This window comes from Nocardioides sp., assembly GCF_047606145.1.
Classification (GTDB): Bacteria; Actinomycetota; Actinomycetes; order Propionibacteriales; family Nocardioidaceae; genus Nocardioides.
In genome coordinates this window covers 1-19,092 of the sequence record NZ_JASGET010000043.1, presented here as the reverse complement: position 1 = coordinate 19,092, position 19,092 = coordinate 1, and the positions used below count along the sequence as shown (strand labels likewise).

Genomic DNA, 19,092 nt, shown 5'->3' with positions numbered 1-19,092 from the left:
GCCGCGCCGTACCACCGGCGAGACTGCGAGCCGCCGCCGAGGGTGCCTTGCCGGCGCCGCGGCCGGGCTCGCCGCCGGTGCCCAGCGGGATGATCTCCGCGTCAGCCATCTGCGCCCTCCCCCGACACGCCGGCCGGACCTGCCGCGCCGACCAGGCTCAGCCGGGCGGCGCCGGGCACCAGATGCTGCTCGAGACCGGCCAGCGCCCGGTCGATCCGCCCGCCGGTGACCGGCTGTCCGGCCCCGAAGTCGGCGATGGTCTCGGCCGTCGAGTAGGCCGGCTCGAAGCCCAGCTCCCGGCGCATCCGGGTGGTGTCCACGCCGCGCCCGAAGCTGAGCAGGCCGCGTAGCTCCGGGGAGTACTCGGAGCGGCGGGGCAGGCGTTGCCGCCCGCTGCCGTAGGCGCCGTACCGGAGCAGCGCTGCCGGGACCGGCACCGTCGGGCGCCCGAGGCGACGAGCGATCTGGGAGAGCGTGAGGAAGCCGTCGCCGGCCACGTTGAAGGTCCCGGGGACGCCGGTCCGGATGGCGTGACCGATCACCGCGTACAGGTCCAGCTCGTGCAGGAACTGCAGCCGCGGGTCGAAGCCCAGCACCGTCGGGATCACCGGCAGCCGCAGATGCTCGGCCAGCGGCGAGTCCATCGTCGGGCCGAGCACGTTGGCACAGCGCAGCAGGGTCACCGCGACGTCCGGACGGCGCCGGGAGAACCCGCGCACGTAGCTCTCGACGTCGGCGACGTCCTTGGCGTAGCCGCCGTACGGCGAGCGTCGCGGCTCCATCTCCTCGGAGAACATCGCGGGGTCGCGGTTGCTGGCGCCGTACACCGTGGTGGTGGACTTGACCACCACCTGGCGCACGGTCGGCGCGGTCTGGCAGGCGGCCAGCAGCTGCATCGTGCCGATGACGTTGAGCTCTTTCATCATCGTCCGGCCCCCGGTCGAGCCGGGGGTGGCGATGACGCTCATGTGGACGACCGTGTCGACGGCCTCCTTGGCGATCACCTTGGCGATCACCGGGTTGCGGATGTCGGCGCGGACGAAGGAGACCCCGCCGATGTCACCCCGCGGTGGCACCGCATCCACGCCGATGACGCGCTCGACGCCGGCGTGAGCAGCGGCGGAGCGCGCGAACCTGCGACCGAGGTCTCGGGAGACCCCGGTGACGAGCACTACCCGGCCTGCCGGCCGAGGCGGAACTGCCATCAGGTCACGCCCCAGGAGTCGGGCGAGCTACCGCGTGGCGCTCGCTACGTCACTTGCCGAGCTTGCGACGCTGGACGCGCGTCTTCTTCAACAGCTTGCGGTGCTTCTTCTTCGCCATGCGCTTGCGGCGCTTCTTGATGACAGAACCCACTGGATACCTCTCTCGGCCACCGACGACTCTCGCCGGCGTACGGCGAGACCATCGATCGGTACGCCGGATTGGCCCAGCCTATCCGGCGGTGCCGCCAGCCGGGGAATCGGGCGAGCGCCGAGGAGGCGGACGGCGGATCGGGGCTTGGCCTGGACCCACCGATCCGGTGCGGTGGGGCTCAGCCGGCGTCGTAGAAGGAGCGCTGCAGGTAGGCGTTGGCGTCGTCCTCGCGGACCCGGAAGGAGCGACCGACCCGGACGGCGGCGAGGTCGCCGGAGTGGACCAGTCGATAGACGGTCATCTTCGATACCCGCATCATCGTGGCGACCTCGGCGACAGTCAGGAACCTGCTGTCCGAGATGCCCTCCGGCTTGCTGGCCATAGTCCACCGTTCCTCTTCAAGCAGACCCGCCATCGGCTTCCCCACCGATGCCACACGTGTCCACGTCGTGGCGAGAATAGAGCCTGATGTGACTGATGGGGAAGAGGAAACCACTGGGAATCTTTGCTTCTCCGGCGTGTCGCGTTGCATCGAGCCGATCTGACTGTCGCCCATACCCTGTATGGGGGGTCGCGATCAAGGGCCTGCCCAGGACCGTCCGTGCCCGGTCAGGGCAGCGGGTCCAGGCCGTGCAGCGGGAACACCGCGGTCCGGGTGGCGTTGATCTGCCGGTCGAGCCACGAGGCCGGGTCGTAGCCGGAGCTCCAGTCCCGGTAGCTCGGCGTGCGACCGTCGGTCATCCGCAGCGGCGCCTTCGCGCCGAGTGAGGCCACGTGCTCGCGCCAGCCGCCCGGGGTCTCGATGTCGGGGTCGACCGGCACGCCGGAGAGGGCACCGAGCAGGTGCGTCCAGGCCCGGGGTACGACGTCCACGACGGCGTATCCGCCGCCACCGAACGCCACCCAGCGACCGTCGGCCACCTCGTGCGCCAGCCGGTGCAGCTCGAGATAGGCGGCGCGCTGACCGTCGACGCTGAGCATCAGGTCGGCGAGTGGGTCCTCCGCGTGGGAGTCGCAGCCCTGCTGGGTCACCAGGACCTGCGGTGCGAACTCGCGGACGATCGGCGAGACCACCGCATGGAAGGCGCGCAGGTAGCCGTGGTCGGCGGTGCCGGGCGGCAGCGGCAGGTTGACGGCGCTCCCGATCGCCTCCGGGCCGCCGACCTCCTCGGGGAACCCGGTCCCGGGGAAGAGCATCTGCCCGGTCTCGTGCAGGCTGATGGTCAGCACCCGCGGGTCGTCCCAGAACGCCCGCTCCACCCCGTCGCCGTGGTGCACGTCGACGTCGACGTACGCGATCCGGCGGACCCCGTGGTCGAGCAGCCACTGGATGCCGATGGCGACGTCGTTGTAGATGCAGAAGCCGCTGGCGCTGGCGCGCATCGCGTGGTGCAGCCCGCCCATGATGTTGGCCGCGTGCAGGCTCTCCCCGGTCAGCACCTGTCGGCACGCCTCGATGCTGGCCCCGACGATGTGCGCGCTGGCGCCGTGGATGGCCGGGAAGATCGGATCGTCCTCGGTGCCCAGACCGTGCTCGGGGTCGGCGACCAGGGTGCGCCCGGCGCGCTGGACCGCCTCGATGTAGGAGGCCTCGTGCACCAGCAGCAGCTCATCCTCGGAGGCCATCGGTGCCGGCACCGTCCGCATCCGGTCCAGCACGCCCAGCTCGTGGGCCAGCCTGATGGTCAGATCGGCGCGCACCGGTGCCATCGGATGGCTGGGTCCGAAGTCGTACTCGGTCAGGCTCTGGTCGTAGACCACGGTCGCCGGTCCGGGGCACTCGATCAGGCTCACCACGGGCGACCACGCTACCGCCTCGGCCCTATGGCATGCTGGCGGTGTGCTCACGAACCTGACCTGGTGGCCCGCCTGACCGGCGGCCCCCTGAACGTGCGCACCTGACACCAAACGGCCGCCTGCGGGCGGCCGTTCCTCGTCTGTGATCGGGACGCCCGCGGGCACGACCCCGGAGAACCCAGATGACCCGCAACCTCTCCCTGCTCACCCCCTCGGGGCGGCTCACCCTCGGCAACCTGCTGGGCGCCCTGCGCCCGATGGCCACCCAGGCCGCCCGGCCAGCCCGGGCAGCCCGGGCAGCCCGGGCCGCCCAGGACCCCGGCGCCGAGTGCTTCTTCGGCATCTCCGACCTGCACGCCCTGACCACCGCCCACGACCCGGCGCTGCTGCGCGGCCGGGTCACCGAGATGTCGCTGCTGCTCCTTGCCGTCGGCCTGCGGGAGGCGACGCTGTTCCACCAGTCGGCGGTGCCCCAGCATCGCGAGCTGAGCTACCTGCTGGAGTGCGTCGCCCACACCGGCGAGCTCAACCGGATGATCCAGTTCAAGGAGAAGGGCCGCGGCCGCGACGGGACCCGAGCCTCGTTGTACACCTACCCGGTGCTGATGGCCGCCGACATCCTGCTCTACCGGGCCGAGGAGGTGCCGGTCGGCGACGATCAGCGTCAGCACGTCGAGCTCGCCCGAGACCTGGCGATCCGGTTCAACCGCTCCTACGGCGAGGTGTTCACCGTGCCGCGGGCGGTGCACCCGCCCGCCGGGGCGCGGGTGATGGACCTGGGCGACCCGAGCCGGAAGATGAGCAAGTCCGCCGGCGACGACCACGCCGGGACGATCTTCCTGCTGGACTCCGCCGAGGTGTGCCGGGCCAAGATCGCCCGGGCCGTCACCGACTCCGAGACCGGCCCGGACGCCGTACGCCGGGATCCGGCGAAGCCGGGCGTGACCAACCTGATCGAGATCCTCACCGCCTGCGGCGGATCGGCCTCCGGACTGCGCGGGTACGGCGACCTCAAGGAAGCCGTCACCGAGGCGGTCGTCGCCACCCTCGACCCGATCCAGCGCCGATACCGCGAGCTCGCCGCGGATCCCGCCGCGGTCGACGCGGTCTATGCCGCCGGTGCCGCCCGCTGCCGACAGGTGACGGCACCGGTCCTGGCCGCCGCCGAGGCCGCCATCGGGCTGGGCTGAGCCGCCAGCGGGCGGGGTCAGGTGCCCGGTCGCGTCCGGGGTCAGCCGGCGAGCTCGTGGGAGCGCTCGGCGGCGGCGGCCATCGCGGCGATGAAGGCGGCCCGGACCTTGTGGTCGTCGAGCTCGCGCAGCGCGGCAGCGGTGGTCCCGGCCGGGGAGGTGACCTGCTCGCGCAGCACCGTCGGGTGGGTGCCGGTCTCGCGGAGCATCGTCGCCGACCCGACCACGGTCTGCACCACCAGCTCGGTCGCGACCGTCCGCGGCAGGCCGAGATGGACGCCGGCCTCGATCATCGCCTCCACGACGTAGAAGACGTAGGCCGGTCCGGAGCCGCTGACGGCGGTGACCGCATCGAGCTGCGACTCGGGCAGGCGGACCACCTTGCCGACCGCGGCGAGGAGTCCCTCGGCGGTCGCCAGGTGGGCGTCATCGGCGCTCGAGCCCGCGGCGACGGCGGTCATCCCCTCGTCGACCCGGGCCGGGGTGTTCGGCATCACCCGTACCACCGCGACGCCGGCGGGGACGCGGGCCTCGATGAACGCGGTGGTGATGCCGGCGGCGAGCGTGACCAGCAGCTGACCGGGTCGCAGCTCGGGGGCGATCTCGTCGATGACCGCCCCCATGTCCTGCGGCTTGACGACCAGCACGACGGTGTCCGCACGGGAGGCGACCTCGGTGTTGGGCGCGACCGTGACGCCGTACTTGTCGCTGAGCTCGGTGGCCCGCTCCGGGCGCCTCTCCCCGACCAGCAGCTCGGCGGCCGGGCGCCCCGAGCGCAGCAGGCCGGACACCAGGGTCTCCCCCATCACGCCGGCGCCGATGATCGCGGTGAGGGAGGACATCTACTACCCCTTGCTTGACGGATGAGCGAGCCCCGTCAGGATAGGCGACCGCGCGCTCAGTGACTCACGGTCTCATCGTGGAACCGGTCCGCCGGCAGCCCGGCGGCCAGCGCGGCGCGCCGTACGCTCCGGGTCCACCCGGGTGGGCCGCACACGTAGACGTCGCGCTCGGCGATGTCCGGGATCCAGCCGCGCAGCACCTGCACGTCGTCGTAGGTGTCGTAGCCCGACCCGACCCAGGAGTCCGCCGCACGCCGGGCGCCACCGATCCGGACGACCCGGAGGCCACGGGCGTCCCCGAGCCGGTCGAGCTCGTCGGCGAACAGCGGCCGGTCGCCGTACCGCTCCACCATCACCGCCTCGCCCGGCGCGTAGGGCATCTGCTCGGCGAGCGCGCGCAGCGGCGCCAGCCCGACCCCCGCGCCGATGAACGCCACCTTCGGCCTGGTGCGCGGCCGGTGCGAGAGCCGGCCGTAGCCGCCTTCGACGAGCACCTTGCTGCCCGGCCGCAGCGCTGCCAGCGAGGCGCCCCGCGGACCGGAGACGCCGACGGTGATGCGCATCGACGACTCGGTCGGGGCGGCGGAGAGGGAGTACGGCGTGCCGCCCGACCGACCGGGCCGGCCGAGGAGGCGCCAGACCAGGAACTGTCCGGCGTGCGCCAGCCGGTCCAGCCGACGGCCGGTCAGGTAGACCGAGACCACGCCGTCGCCCTCGGGCACCACCGCCGCCACCCGCACCCGGTGGTAGGCCGAGCGCCACAGCGGCAGCGCCAGCCGCCAGCAGAGCACCGCCGCCAGGCAGGCCGCCCACAGCCCCCACCATGCGGCCCTCGCCCAGCCTCGATCGAGGGGCCCCTGGCCGGTCCACAGCTGGTACGGGATCGCCAGGCCGAGGCCGAGACCGGCGTAGAGGGGCAGCAGGCGCCAGGACCCGCGGTGCAACCGGTGGCGTGCGGCCCAGATGCCGGCGATCAGCACCACGACCAGCGCCAGCGTCGCGACGAGCGCGAGCAGCACGGCGGGCGACGTCAGGCTCCGGCCGGCGGCGTGCCCCCAGGCGGCCAGGACGAGGTGCGCCGACATCAGGTCGACGGAGGCGAGCCCGACGATCCGCTGGGCCACCACCAGGCGGTCCCGACCGTAGGCGTCCTCCAGCAGCGGGATCCGGACCAGCAACAGCACCTGGGCCAGCAGCAGCATCTCCGCACCGAGCCCGGTCAGCCGGCCGAGCGAGGTCAGTCCGCTCCCGCCGAGGTCGACCAGCCCGCCGTCGGCGACCCACATCGACGCCACGAACAGCAGCCCTGCCCCCAACGCCGCGGCGGCGAGCGCACGCACGGCGGCGTCGCGGCGCACAGGAAGAGCGTCGAGTGGCGTCGTCGGCGTCACTCGGGCGGGGAGCGCTGCGGTCATGGGACGATCGTCCCCGGCGTTCCCCCACTGCCACCTGATCGCCTGCTGTGCGGTCTCTGTGAGCGGGTCTCGATACACCCTCGCTCGTCCCTCGCGAGGCCTACTCGACCGACGAGTCACCGGCTCCGTCGGTCGAGTAGCGAGCGCCGACAACCGCATCGTCGGTCGAGTAGCGAGCGCCAGCGAGCGTATCGAGACCCCCCACGGGGACGGCGGCGTGGTCTCGACCCGGGCGCTTGGTCAGCGACGCCTTCGCACCGTACGCCGCAGTCGTGCGCCCTGCCGCCGGGCGATCTCGCCCAGCAGATCGGTGCTGGACACCCCGGCCAACGGGTCGACCGCCGGCGCGGCCGCCCGACGCTGGGCCCGACGCTGGGCCTGACGCCGGGCCCGCCGTACCGCTTGGCGCTGGGCGCGCCGGTGAGCACGCCGCAGGTCGCGCTTCAGCGCCCGGCGGCGCTCGACCTCCCGGCTGCGCACCCGTTCGCGGATCGCCTCCTGCTCCTCCACCGAGACCTCGACCAGCGCGCTGACCGCGGCCACCGCGGCGTCGATCGGCAGCTCGGTCGGCGGCGCCGGCAGCCGGTCGGTCGCTCCGGCGGCGGTGAAGCGCAGCGCGGCCGGGTCACCGAGCACCCGGACGCCCGCGTCGCGCACCGCCTGCTCCCGTTCCGCCGAGAGCCGCGCCAGCCAGTCGCGAGCCACCGCCGGCACCGGCGGGATGGGCGCCTCGCCGGGTCCCCTCGGCGCCGACATCAGGCCCTGCATCACGCCTTGCCGCATCATCCGGCGCCAGGTGCGCTCGCCCCAGTCGTGAGCGGCGAAGAAGTCGTTGAGCCGGCGGTACATCTCGGTGCGGGCCCAGGTCAGCGAGGCGTTCTCCTGCTGGCCGGGCCGGAGCAGGCCCCCGGGCAGGTCGAGCATCTCCTCCAGCACGCGGGCCAGCCGCTCCCGATCACCCTCGTCCGCCACCAGCACCGTGATCCGGTCGCCGGGCAGGTGCTCGCGCCAGCGGCGGAGCACCGCACCGATGTCGTGGCTGTGCCAGAACGCGACCGCCGCGGTCGCCGTACTCGCCGGGTCCATCAGGTCCTCGACGTACTGCTCGTATGACATCGAGCCGTAGGTGGACTTGATCCACTCCTGCCACGACGACGGGATCAGCGCCTCCAGCCGCCGCGCCACCATCACGATGTGCACCCGGTCCGGGCCGAGGTCGGCGACCAGCTTGCCGATCCGGTCGCTGCGCAGGGTGACGAACTCCTCCGCGCTCAGCGCGATCCGGCCGGGGTGCGCCGGTACCTGCGCCACGAACTCCTCCCAGACCTCCGGCCCGAGGGTGCGGTAGCCCCGGGGCGAGCCGCCGCGCAAGGACCAGACCTCACGAGCCAGCCGCATCGCCGGACCGGGGTACCAGACGCCGTGATCGGCCAGGTCGTCCCGGTGCTCGCTCAGACTGGCCTGGATGGCGGTCGTGCCGGTCTTGAACGGGCCGACATGGATGAGTACGGCGTCCGCCGGGAGGCTCAGCGAGGCCGGCGAGGCGGGTTCGGGCGGGCACACGGGTCTCATCGTGCCACCCCACCGCCGTCGCCTGCGGCGTCAGGCCACGAAGTGGGTGCGGGCGAAGGCGAGCGCCTCGGCCAGCTCCGCCGCCCGGGACGCTCCCGGCGAGGCCTTGCGGGTGTTGATCTCGAGCACGATCTCGCCGGTGAACCCGGCCGCGGCGATGTGCCGCAGGAACAGGTCGGCGCCCATGGTGCCGCGGCCGGGCACCAGATGCTCGTCCTTCGCCGAGCCGGTGCCGTCGGTGAGGTGGACGTGCCGCAGCCGCGGGCCGAGCCGGTCCGCCATCGCCCGTACGTCGTCGTGCGCGATCGCGGCATGGGAGAGGTCGATGGTGGTGTTGGCGTAGTCCTCCTTGGACGGGTCCCAGTGCGGCAGGTACATCTGCATGCCGCGCTTGGCCGAGGCCCGCCAGGGGTACATGTTCTCCACCGCGAAGGCGATCCCGGTGTCCGCCTCCAGCTTCGCGATGCCCTCCACGAAGACCGCGGCATACTCCTTCTGCCACCGGAACGGCGGATGCACCACGACCACCTCGGCGCCGACCGCGTGCGCCATCTCGGCGGACCGCTCCAGCTTCACCCACGGGTCCGTCCCCCACACCCGCTGGGTGAACAGCAGACAGGGTGAGTGGATGGCGCTGACCGGCATCCGGTGGTGCTCGGAGAGCTGCTTGACCGCCGGGATCTGCCGGGAGATCTGGTCGATGCCGACCATCACCTCGACCGCGTCGTAGCCGACCTCGACCGCGTAGCCGAAGGCATGCGCGGTGGACTCGGGGTACACCGAGGAGGTGGACAGTCCGATCCGTGTCACGCCGCGCCCGCGCCCCTGACCGAGATCTGGTCGAGCCGCTCCAGGATGATGCCCTCACGCAGCGCCCAGGGGCAGATCTCCAGGGCGGCCAGATCGAAGATGTCCATGCAGGCCTCCGCCACCAGCGCTCCGGGCAGCATCTGGTGAGCACGGGAGCCGCTCACCCCGGGCAGCGCGGACAACTGCTCGACCGACATCTCGGCCAGCTTCGGGATCCAGCTGCGGATCTCGGCCAGCGGCAGCAGCCGCTGCACCCGCTGGCCCTCCCCTCGCGACGCCGCACCGCAGATCCGGGCCAGCGACCGGAAGGTCTTGGAGGTGGCCACCGCCTTGTCCGGCGCACCCGAGCGCAGCATCAGCCCGGCGTTGCGGGCGATCTCCGCCCGGATGGTGCGGCGCAGCTCGCGCAGCTCCTCCTCGTCGGGCGTGTGACCCTGATAGGTGCTCGCCAGCCGGGCCGCGCCCAGCGGCAGCGACCAGGCGACGTCCGGCGACTCGTCCTCGCCGCCGGCCAGCTCCAGCGACCCGCCGCCGATGTCGAAGAGCGCCAGCCGGCCGGCCGACCAGCCGAACCAGCGGCGTACCGCCAGGAAGGTCAGCCGGGCCTCGTCCTCACCGGGCAGCACGTCGATGGTGACCCCGGTGTGCTCGGCGACGTAGTCGAGCACCTCCTGGCTGTTGACCGCGTCGCGCACCGCCGAGGTGGCGAAGGCGAGCATCTCCGAGACGCCCCGGTCCTCGGCCACGTGCACGGCGTCGTCGGTGAACCGGGTGAGCGCGTCCCGGCCGGCGTCGGTGATCGCACCGCCGTCGTCGAGATGCTCCGCCAGCCGCAACGGCTGCTTGAACGAGGAGGCCGGCAACGGCGCGCCGCCGCCGAGAGCGTCGACGACCAGCAGGTGACCGGTGTTGGACCCGATGTCGAGCACGCCCAGACGCATGAGGCTCACGCTACCCGCCCCGGCTCTCGAAAGTAGGCTGGGTCGGTGCCCGAGGTCGACCTGGTGTTCCCACGCGCGTGGGTCGAGTTCGAGAACCCGGCCGATGCGACCGAGACGATGCGCTGCGACCTGACCTGGCTGACCTCGTCGTTCACCTGCATCTTCGGCCGGGGCTGTCGCGGCATCTACGCCTCCGCCCCCGACGTCGGCTGCTGCACCCTGGGCGCCCACTTCGCCGACGGCGAGGACGGCAGCCGGGGTGAGGACGAGGCCCGCGTCGCGGCGTACGTCGACCGGCTCGACGAGACCCTGTGGCAGAGCCACCCGGGGCGGCCGGTGCGCCGCTCGGACTGGGTCGCCCACGACGAGGACGGCGAGGCCAAGACGGCGGTGCGCGAGATCGAGGGACAGGAGGGCTGCGTCTTCCACAACCGGCCGGGCTTCCCCGGCGGCGCCGGCTGCGCCCTGCACCTGCTGGCCCTGCGCGAGGGCGTCGACCCGCTGGAGGCCAAGCCGGACGTGTGCTGGCAGCTGCCCATCCGGCGCACCTTCCGCGACGTGGAGCGGCCCGACGGCAGCAGCTACACCGAGGTGTCGATCGGCGAGTACGACCGGCGCGGCTGGGGCCCCGGCGGCCACGACCTGGACTGGTACTGCTCGGGCAACACCGAGGCCCACATCTCTCCCGAGCCGGTCTTCCTCACCCACGCGGCCGAGCTGATCGCGCTGATGGGACGAGCGGCCTATGAGGAGTTGGTGACCCACTGCGAGGCGCATCTGCGCTCGCGGTCGCTGCTCGCCGTGCATCCCGCCGACCCCTGTTGAGTGCCTCTCGATGTCAAGAGAACCGGACCCCCGATGCACGGCTCTCTCAGCGTCGGTTCAGAATCGTTGCCATGCGCCTGGACCACGTTTCGTACGCTGCCGGACCCGACGGACTGATCCCCACCGCGAAGCGTCTGGGTGCCCTGCTCTCCCAAGAGCCGGTCGACGGCGGGGTGCACCCACGATTCGGCACCCGCAACTTCACCATCCCGCTGCGCGGCGGGCTCTACCTCGAGGTCGTCGAGGCACTCGAGCACCCGGCCTCGGACAAGGCCCCGTTCGGCCAGGCGGTCAAGACCCGCTCGGCGCTCGGCGGTGGCTGGATCGGCTTCGTGGTCGCGGTCGACGACATGGCGCCGATCGAGCGGCGGCTCGGCCGTCCGGCCGTGCCGGGCAACCGGCATCTGCCCGACGGCACCGAGCTGCGCTGGCGGCAGATCGGCATCAACGGCCTGATCGCCGACCCGCAGCTGCCCTACTTCATCCACTGGGAGACGCCCATCGAGCTGCACCCCGGCAACGCCGGGTCGGACGTCACGCTGACCTGTCTGGAGATCTCCGGCGACTCCCAACGGGTCAAGGACTACCTCGGCGAGGAGATCTCCGAGCGGGTCGACCCGTGGACCGGCAAGCCCGCGGAGAACGTGGAGCTGAAGTGGGTGGCCGAGCACGGCGCCCCCGGCCTGCTGGCCGCGACCTTCATGACCCCCGACGGGGAGGTCCGCATTTGAGCGTCCGCCGATGAGCCGGGCGGACCTCGCCCGGCACGGGGCGCGACGCGGTCCGGCCGGAGCGATCCCGTCGCCGAACATCTGGCACCACACCGCCAGCTACGAGCTGGAGAACCGCGCGCTCGATCCGCACGGCCGGCTCTGGGCGGCGATGGAGCGGGCCAGCGGCGGCTGGGCGGGCCGCGACGTGCTCGACGTCGGCTGCGGCACCGGGTTCTACCTGCCGCGGTTCGCCGAGTCCGCGCGGCGGGTGATCGGGGTCGAGCCGCATCCCGACCTCGCGGCGCTGGCCGCCCGCCGTGCCCGGCGGCTGGAGAACGTCTCCGTCTCGACCGGGATGGCCCAGGACCTGCCGCTGCCGCCCGCCAGCGTGGACGTGGTGCACGCCCGGTGGGCCTACTTCTTCGGGCCGGGCTGCGAGCCCGGTCTGGCCGAGCTGGATCGGGTGGTACGCCGCGGCGGCGTCGCGCTGGTGATCGACAACGATCCGACCCGGTCCACCTTCGGCCGATGGTTCCGCCGCGGCTATCCGAGGCTGCCGCCGGCCGAGACCGTCGCACGGTTCTGGTCCCGGCACGGCTGGACCCGGGTGAGCGTCGACATGGACTGGTCGTTCTCCTCGCGCGCCGACCTGGAGGAGGTGGTGCGGATCGAGTTCGACGCCGCCACCGCCGACGCGGTGCTTGCCGAGCACACCGGCACCGGGGTCGACTACGCGGTCAACCTGTGGTGGAAGCGGTTCTGAGGACGCGGGATCCGGAGCGGCCGGCTCAGCGCAGGTCGGTCAGCGAGTCCGGGTCGGGACTGGTGCCGAGCATCTCGCGCAGGGTGTCGTTGACGTCCCAGATGTTGACGTTCATCCCGGCGGTCAGCACGCCGTCGCGCAGCCAGTAGGCGATGAACTCGCCGGCCGACAGGTCGCCGCGGATCAGCACCTCGTCGTCCGGGGCGCTGTGGCCGACGTACTCCATGGAGAAGGTGAACTGGTCGGTGTAGAAGTACGGCGCCCAGTCGTAGCTCTGCGCACCGCCGAGCATGGTGCGGGCCGCGAGCGAGCCCTGGCGCAGCGCGTTGTCCCAGTGCTCCACCCGCAGCCGGCCGAGGACGGGGTGGTCGGCCAGCGCGACGTCGCCGGCGGCGAAGACCCTGGGGTCGCTGGTGCGCAGCTGCCGATCGACCTCGATCCCGTCGCTGACCCGCAGCCCCGCCGCCTCGGCCAGCGCCACCGCCGGGACCGCGCCGACCGCCGCCACCACCAGGTCGGCCTCGACCGGCCCGGCGTCGGTGCTCACCACGCCGTCGGCGAGTCCGAGGACGTTCACCCCGGTGCGCAGGTCGACCCCGTTCGCCAGGTGCAGGTCGCGCAGGTAGCCGGCCAGCTCGGTGCCGAGCACGTGCTGCAGCGGCAGCTCGGCCTGCTCCAGCACGGTCGGCCGCGCGCCGTGGCTGCGCGCCGCGGCCGCGACCTCGAGCCCGATCCAGCCCCCACCGATCAGCGCCACCCGGGTGCCCTCGCCGAGCCGCTCCTTGAGCGCGCGAGCATCCGCGATCGTCCGCAGCGTGTACGCCGACCCGCCGCCGTCGAGGGCCAGCGCCCGCGGCTCGGCGCCGGTGGCCAGCAGCAGCCGATCGAAGGAGAGGACGGTGCCGTCGTCGAGCCGCACGCTGCCGGCCGGAGCCAGGTCCAGGCCGTTGGCGCGCCGGCCGGAGCGCAGCTCGACCCGCTGGTCGTCGTACCAGGCCCGGTCGTGGATGACCTCGAAGTCCGCGTCCGATTTCAGGAACTCCTTGGACAGCTGTGGTCGCTCGTAGGGCAGCTCCGGCTCCGCCCCGACCAGCGTGATGGCGCCGTCGTACCCCTCCTCGCGCAGCGTCTGGGCGGCGCTGGCCGCGGCCAGGCCGCCACCGAGGATGACGATCCGTTCCGGTGTCTGCGAAGTGTCGCTCATGCCGCCAGCCTAGGACCCCCCGATTCGCCGGCGGTCGAGGTCGACTCCCCGCGGGACCGACCGCTCAGCTCGATCCGCGCACCTGCAGGGTCGGCTTCAGCATCAGGCCCCCGGCGGCGTACGACGGCGTGGCGAGCAGACCCTCCAGCGCCTTGACCAGCTCCTTGGCCACGTCCTCCAGCGGCTGACGCACCGAGGTGAGCCCGGGCGGGACGGTCTGGGCGACGGGGGTGTCGTCGAAGCCGACCACGGCGATGTCCGTGCCGGGCCGCAGTCCGCGCTCGAAGAGCGTGTGGAAGACCCCCATCGCCAGGGTGTCGGAGGCACAGACGAACGCGGTCGGACGCTCGTGCGCGGCGGGCGCCTCGTCCAGCAGCGCGCTGGCCGCGAGCCTGCCCGAGGCGATGGAGTCCTCCACCCGGGAGGCCAGCCCGCTGGTGGACAGTCCGCGGGCGCGCATGGTGCCGGTCCAGCCGGAGCGTCGTTCCTCGCCGAGCAGCGAGTCCTTGCGCCACCCGATCCAGGCGATCCGGGTGTGGCCACGATCGATCAGATGGTCGGTGGCGAGCTCCGCGCCGTAGGCGCTGTCCACGTCGACCCAGGGATGCCGCGCCTCCGGCTGGTCCCACGGCCGGCCGAACGCGACGAACTGGGCGCGCCGGGACTGCAGCCAGGCCGCCTGCGGGTTGCCCAGATAGGTGTCGGTGACCACGAAGGCGTCCACCGCGGTGGAGCGCAACAGGTCGTCGTACCCCGCGACCGGGTCCTCGTGGTCGCCGTCGAAGAGCAGCACGTGGTAGCCGGCCGCGCCGGCGGTCTCGACCAGCGAGTGCACGAACCGGTCCATGGCCGCGTTGGCGGTGCCCTCGGCGAGCGCCGGCAGTCGCAGGCCGAGCAGGTGGGAGGCCCGGGTGCGCAGGGAGCGGGCGGCCCGGTTCGGCTGGTAGCCGAGCTGCTCGATGGCGCTCTGCACCCGGGCCAGCGTGTCGGCGCGCAGCAGATCCGGGTTGTTGACCGCGTTGGAGACGGTCTGGCGCGACACCCCGGCAAGCTCGGCGACGTCGGCGAGGGTCGGCGGGGTGGCGAAGCGCCCGTTGACACGCGGCACTCGGCACCTCCAGATGGATCGATCCAAGCAAGCATATCGATCCGGGTCGGTTCCCCGGGACGGTGACCGTACGACGATCACGGCCTGTCGGCCACGGACCCGACGGCCGGCGGGCGGCGAGGTTGTCGGGACCCTGCCCTACCGTGTCGGTCATGGCCTCCACCTCCCGGTCCGCGAACCGCACGCGCTATCGCTGCTCGGAGTGCGGCTGGGAGACCGCGAAGTGGACCGGCAGATGCGGCGAGTGTCAGGCCTGGGGCTCGGTGACCGAGGTCGCGGCGATCACCGAACGGGCCAGCGCCGGTCCGGTGTCCGCGCCGGCGGTGCCGATCGGCGAGGTCTCGGCGACCGAGGCCGAACGGCGCAGCAGCGGCGTGCCGGAGCTCGACCGGGTGCTCGGCGGCGGACTGGTCCCGGGCGCGGCCATCCTGCTGGCCGGCGAGCCCGGGGTGGGCAAGTCGACGCTGCTGCTCGAGGTGGCGGCGCAGACGGCGAGGTACGGACGCCGCGCGCTCTACGTGACCGGCGAGGAGTCGGCCTCCCAGGTGCGGCTACGCGCGGACCGGACCGGCTCGGTGCAGGCCGAGCTCTTCCTCGCCGCGGAGACCGACCTCGGCGCCGTGCTCACCCACGTGGAGCAGACCCGGCCGCAGCTGCTCGTGGTCGACTCGGTGCAGACCATCGGCGCGGCCGGGATCGAGGGGGTGCCCGGCGGCATCACCCAGGTCCGCGAGGTGGCGGCGGCACTGATCCGGGTCGCCAAGACCCGCAACATCACCACCATCCTGGTCGGGCACGTCACCAAGGACGGGTCGATCGCCGGGCCACGGGTGCTGGAGCACCTGGTCGACGTGGTCCTCGGCTTCGAGGGTGACCGCGAGTCCCGGTTCCGCATGGTCCGGGCGCTGAAGAACAGGTTCGGCCCGGTCGACGAGGTCGGCTGCTTCGAGCTCACCGGCGAGGGCATCCTCGGCGTCACCGACCCGTCCGGCCGGTTCGTGGAATCGCACCAGGTCTCCGTGCCGGGCACCTGCGTGGCGGTCACGATGGAGGGCCGGCGACCGCTGCTCGCCGAGATCCAGGCGCTGACCGTGACCGGGGTCGACGACCATCCCCGGCGTACGACGTCGGGCCTGGACGGCTCCCGGCTGGCGATGATCCTCGCGGTGCTGCAACGACACGGCCGGATGGCGTTCTCCGGGCGGGACGTGTTCGCCTCCACCGTGGGCGGCGCCCGGCTCAACGACCCCGGCGCGGACCTGGCGACCGCCGTGGCGCTGGCCTCCTCCCACGTCGGCACGCCGACGCCGCGCGGCGTGGTCGCGCTCGGCGAGATCGGGCTGGCCGGCGAGCTGCGCCGGGTCCGTGACCTGGAGCAACGGCTCGCGGAGGCGGCCCGGCTCGGGTTCAGCGTCGCGGTGGTGCCGGCCGAGCCGGGCGGCAGGGCCCAGGCCGTGCCGCGGGAGCGCAACGTCGATGGGATGCGGGTCTTCGAGCTGCACGACATCCGCGGTGCGCTGGAGTTCCTCCGGCTCACCCAGCCGCCGAGCCCCCGTGGCGACTGACGCGACCCGCCGGTCCTGATCGGGGCCGAGCCTGGACGCCGAGCCCGGCTGAACCGGCTCGGCTCAGCCGGCGGTGCCCGTTAGACTGCGGAGGCCAGCGACAGAGGACAGGGCTGGGCGAGGTCCGGCGAAGGGGGAGTCGTGTCGACCGAGCGGTCAGACGAGACGCTTCGTCTGCGCGAGACGCTTGCGCTGATCGCGCCGGGCACGCCGCTGCGCGATGGCCTGGAGCGGATCCTGCGCGGCCGGACCGGCGCGTTGATCGTGCTCGGCCACAACCCACTGGTCGAGTCGATCTCCACCGGCGGCTTCAACCTCGACGTCCCGTTCACCTCCACCGGCATGCGCGAGCTGGCCAAGATGGACGGCGCCATCATCCTGGACGGACCGATCACCCGGATCGTCAAGGCGGCGGTCCACCTGATGCCCGACCACTCCATCCCGTCGACCGAGACCGGGACGCGACACCGCACCGCGGACCGGGTCGCCAAGCAGACCGGGCTGCCCGTGATCTCGGTGTCGCAGTCGATGCAGATCATCGCGGCGTACGTCGGCGAGACCCGGCACGTGCTGGAGGACTCCGGGCAGATCCTGTCCCGCGCCAACCAGGCGCTGGCCACGCTGGAGCGCTACAAGATGCGGCTCGACGAGGTCGCCTCCACCCTCTCCGCGCTGGAGATCGAGGACCTGGTCACCGTCCGGGACGTCGCGGTGGTGGCGCAGCGCCTGGAGATGGTCATCCGGATCGCTCGGGAGATCGAGGACTACGTGCTGGAGCTCGGCACCGACGGCCGCCTGCTCTCCCTGCAGCTCGAGGAGCTGGTGACCGGAGTCGACCTCGAGCGCGAGCTCGTCATCCGGGACTATCTGCCGCGCACCCGCCGCTCGCCGCGGCCCGAGCAGCTGCTCGCCCAGATGGAGGCGCTGAACTCCACCGAGCTGGTCGACCCGGCCGCCACCGCGCGCATCCTCGGACTCTCCTCCGGCGATGCGCTGGACGGCGCCGTCGCGCCGCGCGGCTACCGGCTGCTGGCCAAGGTGCCGCGGCTGCCGAGCGCGGTGGTCGACCGGCTGGTGGACCACTTCGGCACCCTGCAGAAGCTGCTCTCGGCCAGCGTGGAGGACCTGCAGGCGGTCGAGGGCGTCGGCGAGCTGCGGGCCCGGTCGGTGCGCGAGGGCCTCTCCCGACTGGCCGAGTCGACGATCCTGGAGAGGTACGTCTGAGCCGCACCGGTCCTGGGCCGGTCATGGGGGGTCGATCGTGCGTCGAGCGCGGCGCCGGTCAGTCGACCGATCTCCCGGCGGAGCCGCCGGTGGCTCCGGTCGATGCCGTGCTCGTGGCCGTGCCGGTCGCACCGGACGCCCCCGCTGACCCCGTGGCGGTCCCGCTGGCCGTCGACGAGCCGGCCGATGAACTGGCCGAGCTGGCCGACGAGCTGGCCGACGAGCTGGCCGACGAGCTGGCCGAGTCGCTCGCGACCTCGCCCGGCGACAGCAGGTGGAAGGTGGAGGTGCCGGGCTCGCCGCCGAGCGGGGAGGCGACGATGGTGAACTTCCCCGGCCGGGCCCAGGGCGAGTGCACCGTGCAGGTCGCGGCGACGACACGATGGCCGGCCCAGGTGATCGGCAGCTCGGTGACCGAGTCCCGGCGTACGACGACATCGGTCGAGGCGATGGCGGCCGGGCAGTCGACGCTCGACCACACCTGGCCGGCGTGACTGTTGACCCGCACCTGCAGCGCCTGACTCGACACCTTCCAGGTGCACGCGACCGAGGTGGTGGTGTGCAGGTCGAGGGTGAGCGTGATGGTGTCGTAGGCCGGCTGGTCGGCCACGGCCGGGGTGATCACCACGTCGGCCGGGTCGCACTCGCCGACCGGGTCGGGCAGCACCGTCGTCGAGGCGGAGCCCGACGGACTCGCCGACCCGACCGGCCCGAAGGTGGTGCCCGGGGAGGTGCTCGTCGACCCGCTGGCCGACTCACCGGCCGAGTCGCTGGCCGACCCGCTGGGCTGCACCGTCACCGTCACCGTCGGGCTGCCCGCGACCGGTACCGCGGCGTCCGAGCCGCCCGAGCCGCCGCCGTGTCCGAGGACCTTCGCGATCGCGACCACCAGCAGCAGCGCGAGAGTGATGACCACCAGGCGCCGGCGCCAGTACACCGACGCGGGCAACGGTCCGCGGGTCGTCGATGGCATGAGCGCCACGGTAGTGAGTCAGCGGCCCCATCTCGGGGTGCCACTCCGCGTGGTGCCACGCCGGCTGGTGGGACCGGGCACAATCGTTCCCGATGACGACTTCCCAGGCCGCCCCGGCCGAGCTGCACGCCCCGATCCTCGACTGGTACGCCGCGCAGGCCCGCGACCTGCCGTGGCGGCGACCGGAGGCGACCGCCTGGTCGGTGATGGTCAGCGAGTTCATGCTGCAACAGACCCCGGTCAACCGGGTGCTGCCGGTGCACAATGCGTGGCTCGAGCGGTGGCCCACTCCGACCGACCTGGCCGCCGAGCCGAGCGGCGAGGCCGTCCGGGCCTGGGGGCGCCTCGGCTACCCCAGACGCGCCCTGCGGCTGCATGCGGCCGCGACGGCCATCCGCGACCAGCACGGCGGCCGGGTGCCGGACGGCTACGACGACCTGATCCGGCTGCCCGGCGTGGGTGACTACACCGCCGCGGCGATCGCCAGCTTCGCCTACGGCCGCCGGCACGTCGTCCTCGACACCAATGTGCGGCGGGTCTTCGCCCGGATGGTCGGCGGGGTCGAGTTCCCGGCGCCGTCGGTGACCAAGCCCGAGCGCACACTCGCCGCGGAGTTGCTTCCGGGCGACGAGGGCACCGCCGCCACCTGGTCGGTGGCGGTGATGGAGCTCGGCGCACTGGTCTGCACCGCCAACCAACCGCGCTGCGGCGGCTGCCCGGTGCGACACCTGTGCCGGTGGCACGCCGCCGGCCGGCCGCCGTACGACGGCCCGGCCCGGCGCGCCCAGACCTGG

At 73.0% G+C, this 19,092-nt stretch carries 19 protein-coding genes; 7 read left to right on the top strand and 12 right to left on the bottom strand.

Annotated elements, in window-relative coordinates; genetic code table 11:
- Positions 1–101: 101 nt before the first annotated feature.
- From QM638_RS06345 to QM638_RS06330, 4 genes are all read right to left on the bottom strand, one after another.
- Positions 102–1,205: an NAD-dependent epimerase/dehydratase family protein gene (locus tag QM638_RS06345; RefSeq protein ID WP_415141109.1), complete on the bottom strand. Its 1,104-nt coding sequence runs from the start codon at positions 1,203–1,205 to the stop codon at positions 102–104.
- A gap of 49 nt (positions 1,206–1,254) precedes the next feature.
- Complete coding sequence (locus QM638_RS06340; RefSeq protein WP_008356322.1) at positions 1,255–1,356, bottom strand: 30S ribosomal protein bS22; 102 nt, start codon at positions 1,354–1,356, stop codon at positions 1,255–1,257.
- A 178-nt stretch (positions 1,357–1,534) separates the two neighbouring features.
- Positions 1,535–1,738: a helix-turn-helix domain-containing protein gene (locus tag QM638_RS06335; RefSeq protein ID WP_415141108.1), complete on the bottom strand. Its 204-nt coding sequence runs from the start codon at positions 1,736–1,738 to the stop codon at positions 1,535–1,537.
- 227 nt (positions 1,739–1,965) lie between these two features.
- Positions 1,966–3,144, bottom strand: a complete 1,179-nt coding sequence (locus QM638_RS06330) for an acetoin utilization protein AcuC (RefSeq protein WP_415141110.1) — start codon at positions 3,142–3,144, stop codon at positions 1,966–1,968.
- Between the two features lie 191 nt (positions 3,145–3,335).
- On the opposite strand from QM638_RS06330, the gene trpS reads away from it, so the two are divergent.
- Positions 3,336–4,343, top strand: coding sequence for a tryptophan--tRNA ligase (gene trpS / locus QM638_RS06325; RefSeq protein ID WP_415141107.1), 1,008 nt, complete (start codon positions 3,336–3,338; stop codon positions 4,341–4,343).
- A 41-nt stretch (positions 4,344–4,384) separates the two neighbouring features.
- On the opposite strand, the gene proC is transcribed toward trpS, so the two are convergent.
- The 5 genes from proC to QM638_RS06300 all read right to left on the bottom strand — a co-directional run bounded on the left by proC (position 4,385) and on the right by QM638_RS06300 (position 9,923).
- A complete protein-coding gene (gene proC, locus QM638_RS06320) occupies positions 4,385–5,185 on the bottom strand; it encodes a pyrroline-5-carboxylate reductase (protein ID WP_415141106.1) in 801 nt (266 codons plus the stop codon).
- Between the two features lie 56 nt (positions 5,186–5,241).
- Positions 5,242–6,600 carry an oxidoreductase gene (locus QM638_RS06315; RefSeq protein ID WP_415141105.1) on the bottom strand — a complete coding sequence of 453 codons (1,359 nt, stop codon included), beginning with the start codon at positions 6,598–6,600 and terminating at the stop codon, positions 5,242–5,244.
- A 240-nt stretch (positions 6,601–6,840) separates the two neighbouring features.
- Positions 6,841–8,163 (bottom strand): hypothetical protein, encoded by a 1,323-nt coding sequence (locus QM638_RS06310; protein WP_415141104.1) that lies wholly within the window; start codon positions 8,161–8,163, stop codon positions 6,841–6,843.
- A 39-nt stretch (positions 8,164–8,202) separates the two neighbouring features.
- Positions 8,203–8,982 carry a sugar phosphate isomerase/epimerase family protein gene (locus QM638_RS06305; RefSeq protein WP_415141103.1) on the bottom strand — a complete coding sequence of 260 codons (780 nt, stop codon included), beginning with the start codon at positions 8,980–8,982 and terminating at the stop codon, positions 8,203–8,205.
- Positions 8,979–9,923, bottom strand: coding sequence for a Ppx/GppA family phosphatase (locus tag QM638_RS06300; RefSeq protein ID WP_415141102.1), 945 nt, complete (start codon positions 9,921–9,923; stop codon positions 8,979–8,981). The genes QM638_RS06305 and QM638_RS06300 overlap by 4 nt, the downstream gene beginning before the upstream one ends.
- A 45-nt stretch (positions 9,924–9,968) precedes the next feature.
- Between QM638_RS06300 and QM638_RS06295 the strand changes: the two genes are divergently transcribed.
- The 3 genes from QM638_RS06295 (at position 9,969) to QM638_RS06285 (ending at position 12,224) form a co-directional block, all read left to right on the top strand.
- The gene (locus QM638_RS06295) at positions 9,969–10,748 is read left to right on the top strand and encodes a hypothetical protein (RefSeq protein ID WP_415141101.1); all 780 of its coding nucleotides are present in this window, start codon (positions 9,969–9,971) and stop codon (positions 10,746–10,748) included.
- Positions 10,749–10,819: 71 nt separating this feature from the next.
- Entirely contained in the window at positions 10,820–11,479 is a 660-nt protein-coding gene (locus QM638_RS06290; RefSeq protein ID WP_415141100.1) for a VOC family protein, read from the top strand.
- A gap of 10 nt (positions 11,480–11,489) precedes the next feature.
- Positions 11,490–12,224, top strand: a complete 735-nt coding sequence (locus tag QM638_RS06285) for a class I SAM-dependent methyltransferase (RefSeq protein ID WP_415141099.1) — start codon at positions 11,490–11,492, stop codon at positions 12,222–12,224.
- Positions 12,225–12,249: 25 nt separating this feature from the next.
- Here the strand turns inward: QM638_RS06285 and QM638_RS06280 are convergent, their stop codons facing one another.
- Both QM638_RS06280 and QM638_RS06275 read right to left on the bottom strand, forming a co-directional pair.
- The gene (locus QM638_RS06280; RefSeq protein WP_415141098.1) at positions 12,250–13,428 is read right to left on the bottom strand and encodes an NAD(P)/FAD-dependent oxidoreductase; all 1,179 of its coding nucleotides are present in this window, start codon (positions 13,426–13,428) and stop codon (positions 12,250–12,252) included.
- Positions 13,429–13,492: 64 nt separating this feature from the next.
- The gene (locus QM638_RS06275) at positions 13,493–14,536 is read right to left on the bottom strand and encodes a LacI family DNA-binding transcriptional regulator (RefSeq protein ID WP_415141097.1); all 1,044 of its coding nucleotides are present in this window, start codon (positions 14,534–14,536) and stop codon (positions 13,493–13,495) included.
- Between the two features lie 152 nt (positions 14,537–14,688).
- On the opposite strand from QM638_RS06275, the gene radA reads away from it, so the two are divergent.
- Positions 14,689–16,101 carry a DNA repair protein RadA gene (gene radA, locus QM638_RS06270; protein WP_415141096.1) on the top strand — a complete coding sequence of 471 codons (1,413 nt, stop codon included), beginning with the start codon at positions 14,689–14,691 and terminating at the stop codon, positions 16,099–16,101.
- 141 nt (positions 16,102–16,242) lie between these two features.
- Positions 16,243–17,325 (top strand): DNA integrity scanning diadenylate cyclase DisA, encoded by a 1,083-nt coding sequence (gene disA / locus QM638_RS06265; RefSeq protein ID WP_415141095.1) that lies wholly within the window; start codon positions 16,243–16,245, stop codon positions 17,323–17,325.
- Between the two features lie 58 nt (positions 17,326–17,383).
- Here the strand turns inward: disA and QM638_RS06260 are convergent, their stop codons facing one another.
- A complete protein-coding gene (locus tag QM638_RS06260) occupies positions 17,384–18,298 on the bottom strand; it encodes a hypothetical protein (RefSeq protein WP_415141094.1) in 915 nt (304 codons plus the stop codon).
- Between the two features lie 92 nt (positions 18,299–18,390).
- On the opposite strand from QM638_RS06260, the gene QM638_RS06255 reads away from it, so the two are divergent.
- Positions 18,391–19,092: A/G-specific adenine glycosylase (locus QM638_RS06255; protein ID WP_415141093.1), on the top strand; the 702-nt coding region annotated here is incomplete at its 3' end.

Bases quoted from the DNA above. Each gene is read 5' to 3' on its own strand.
- QM638_RS06345 (WP_415141109.1), bottom strand. From the start codon at position 1,205: ATGGCAGTTCCGCCTCGGCCGGCAGGCCGGGTAGTGCTCGTCACCGGG.
- QM638_RS06335 (WP_415141108.1), bottom strand. From the start codon at position 1,738: ATGGCCAGCAAGCCGGAGGGCATCTCGGACAGCAGGTTCCTGACTGTC.
- trpS (WP_415141107.1), top strand. From the start codon at position 3,336: ATGACCCGCAACCTCTCCCTGCTCACCCCCTCGGGGCGGCTCACCCTC.
- proC (WP_415141106.1), bottom strand. From the start codon at position 5,185: ATGTCCTCCCTCACCGCGATCATCGGCGCCGGCGTGATGGGGGAGACC.
- QM638_RS06315 (WP_415141105.1), bottom strand. From the start codon at position 6,600: ATGACCGCAGCGCTCCCCGCCCGAGTGACGCCGACGACGCCACTCGAC.
- QM638_RS06300 (WP_415141102.1), bottom strand. From the start codon at position 9,923: ATGCGTCTGGGCGTGCTCGACATCGGGTCCAACACCGGTCACCTGCTG.
- QM638_RS06290 (WP_415141100.1), top strand. From the start codon at position 10,820: ATGCGCCTGGACCACGTTTCGTACGCTGCCGGACCCGACGGACTGATC.
- QM638_RS06285 (WP_415141099.1), top strand. From the start codon at position 11,490: ATGAGCCGGGCGGACCTCGCCCGGCACGGGGCGCGACGCGGTCCGGCC.
- QM638_RS06280 (WP_415141098.1), bottom strand. From the start codon at position 13,428: ATGAGCGACACTTCGCAGACACCGGAACGGATCGTCATCCTCGGTGGC.
- radA (WP_415141096.1), top strand. From the start codon at position 14,689: ATGGCCTCCACCTCCCGGTCCGCGAACCGCACGCGCTATCGCTGCTCG.
- QM638_RS06260 (WP_415141094.1), bottom strand. From the start codon at position 18,298: ATGCCATCGACGACCCGCGGACCGTTGCCCGCGTCGGTGTACTGGCGC.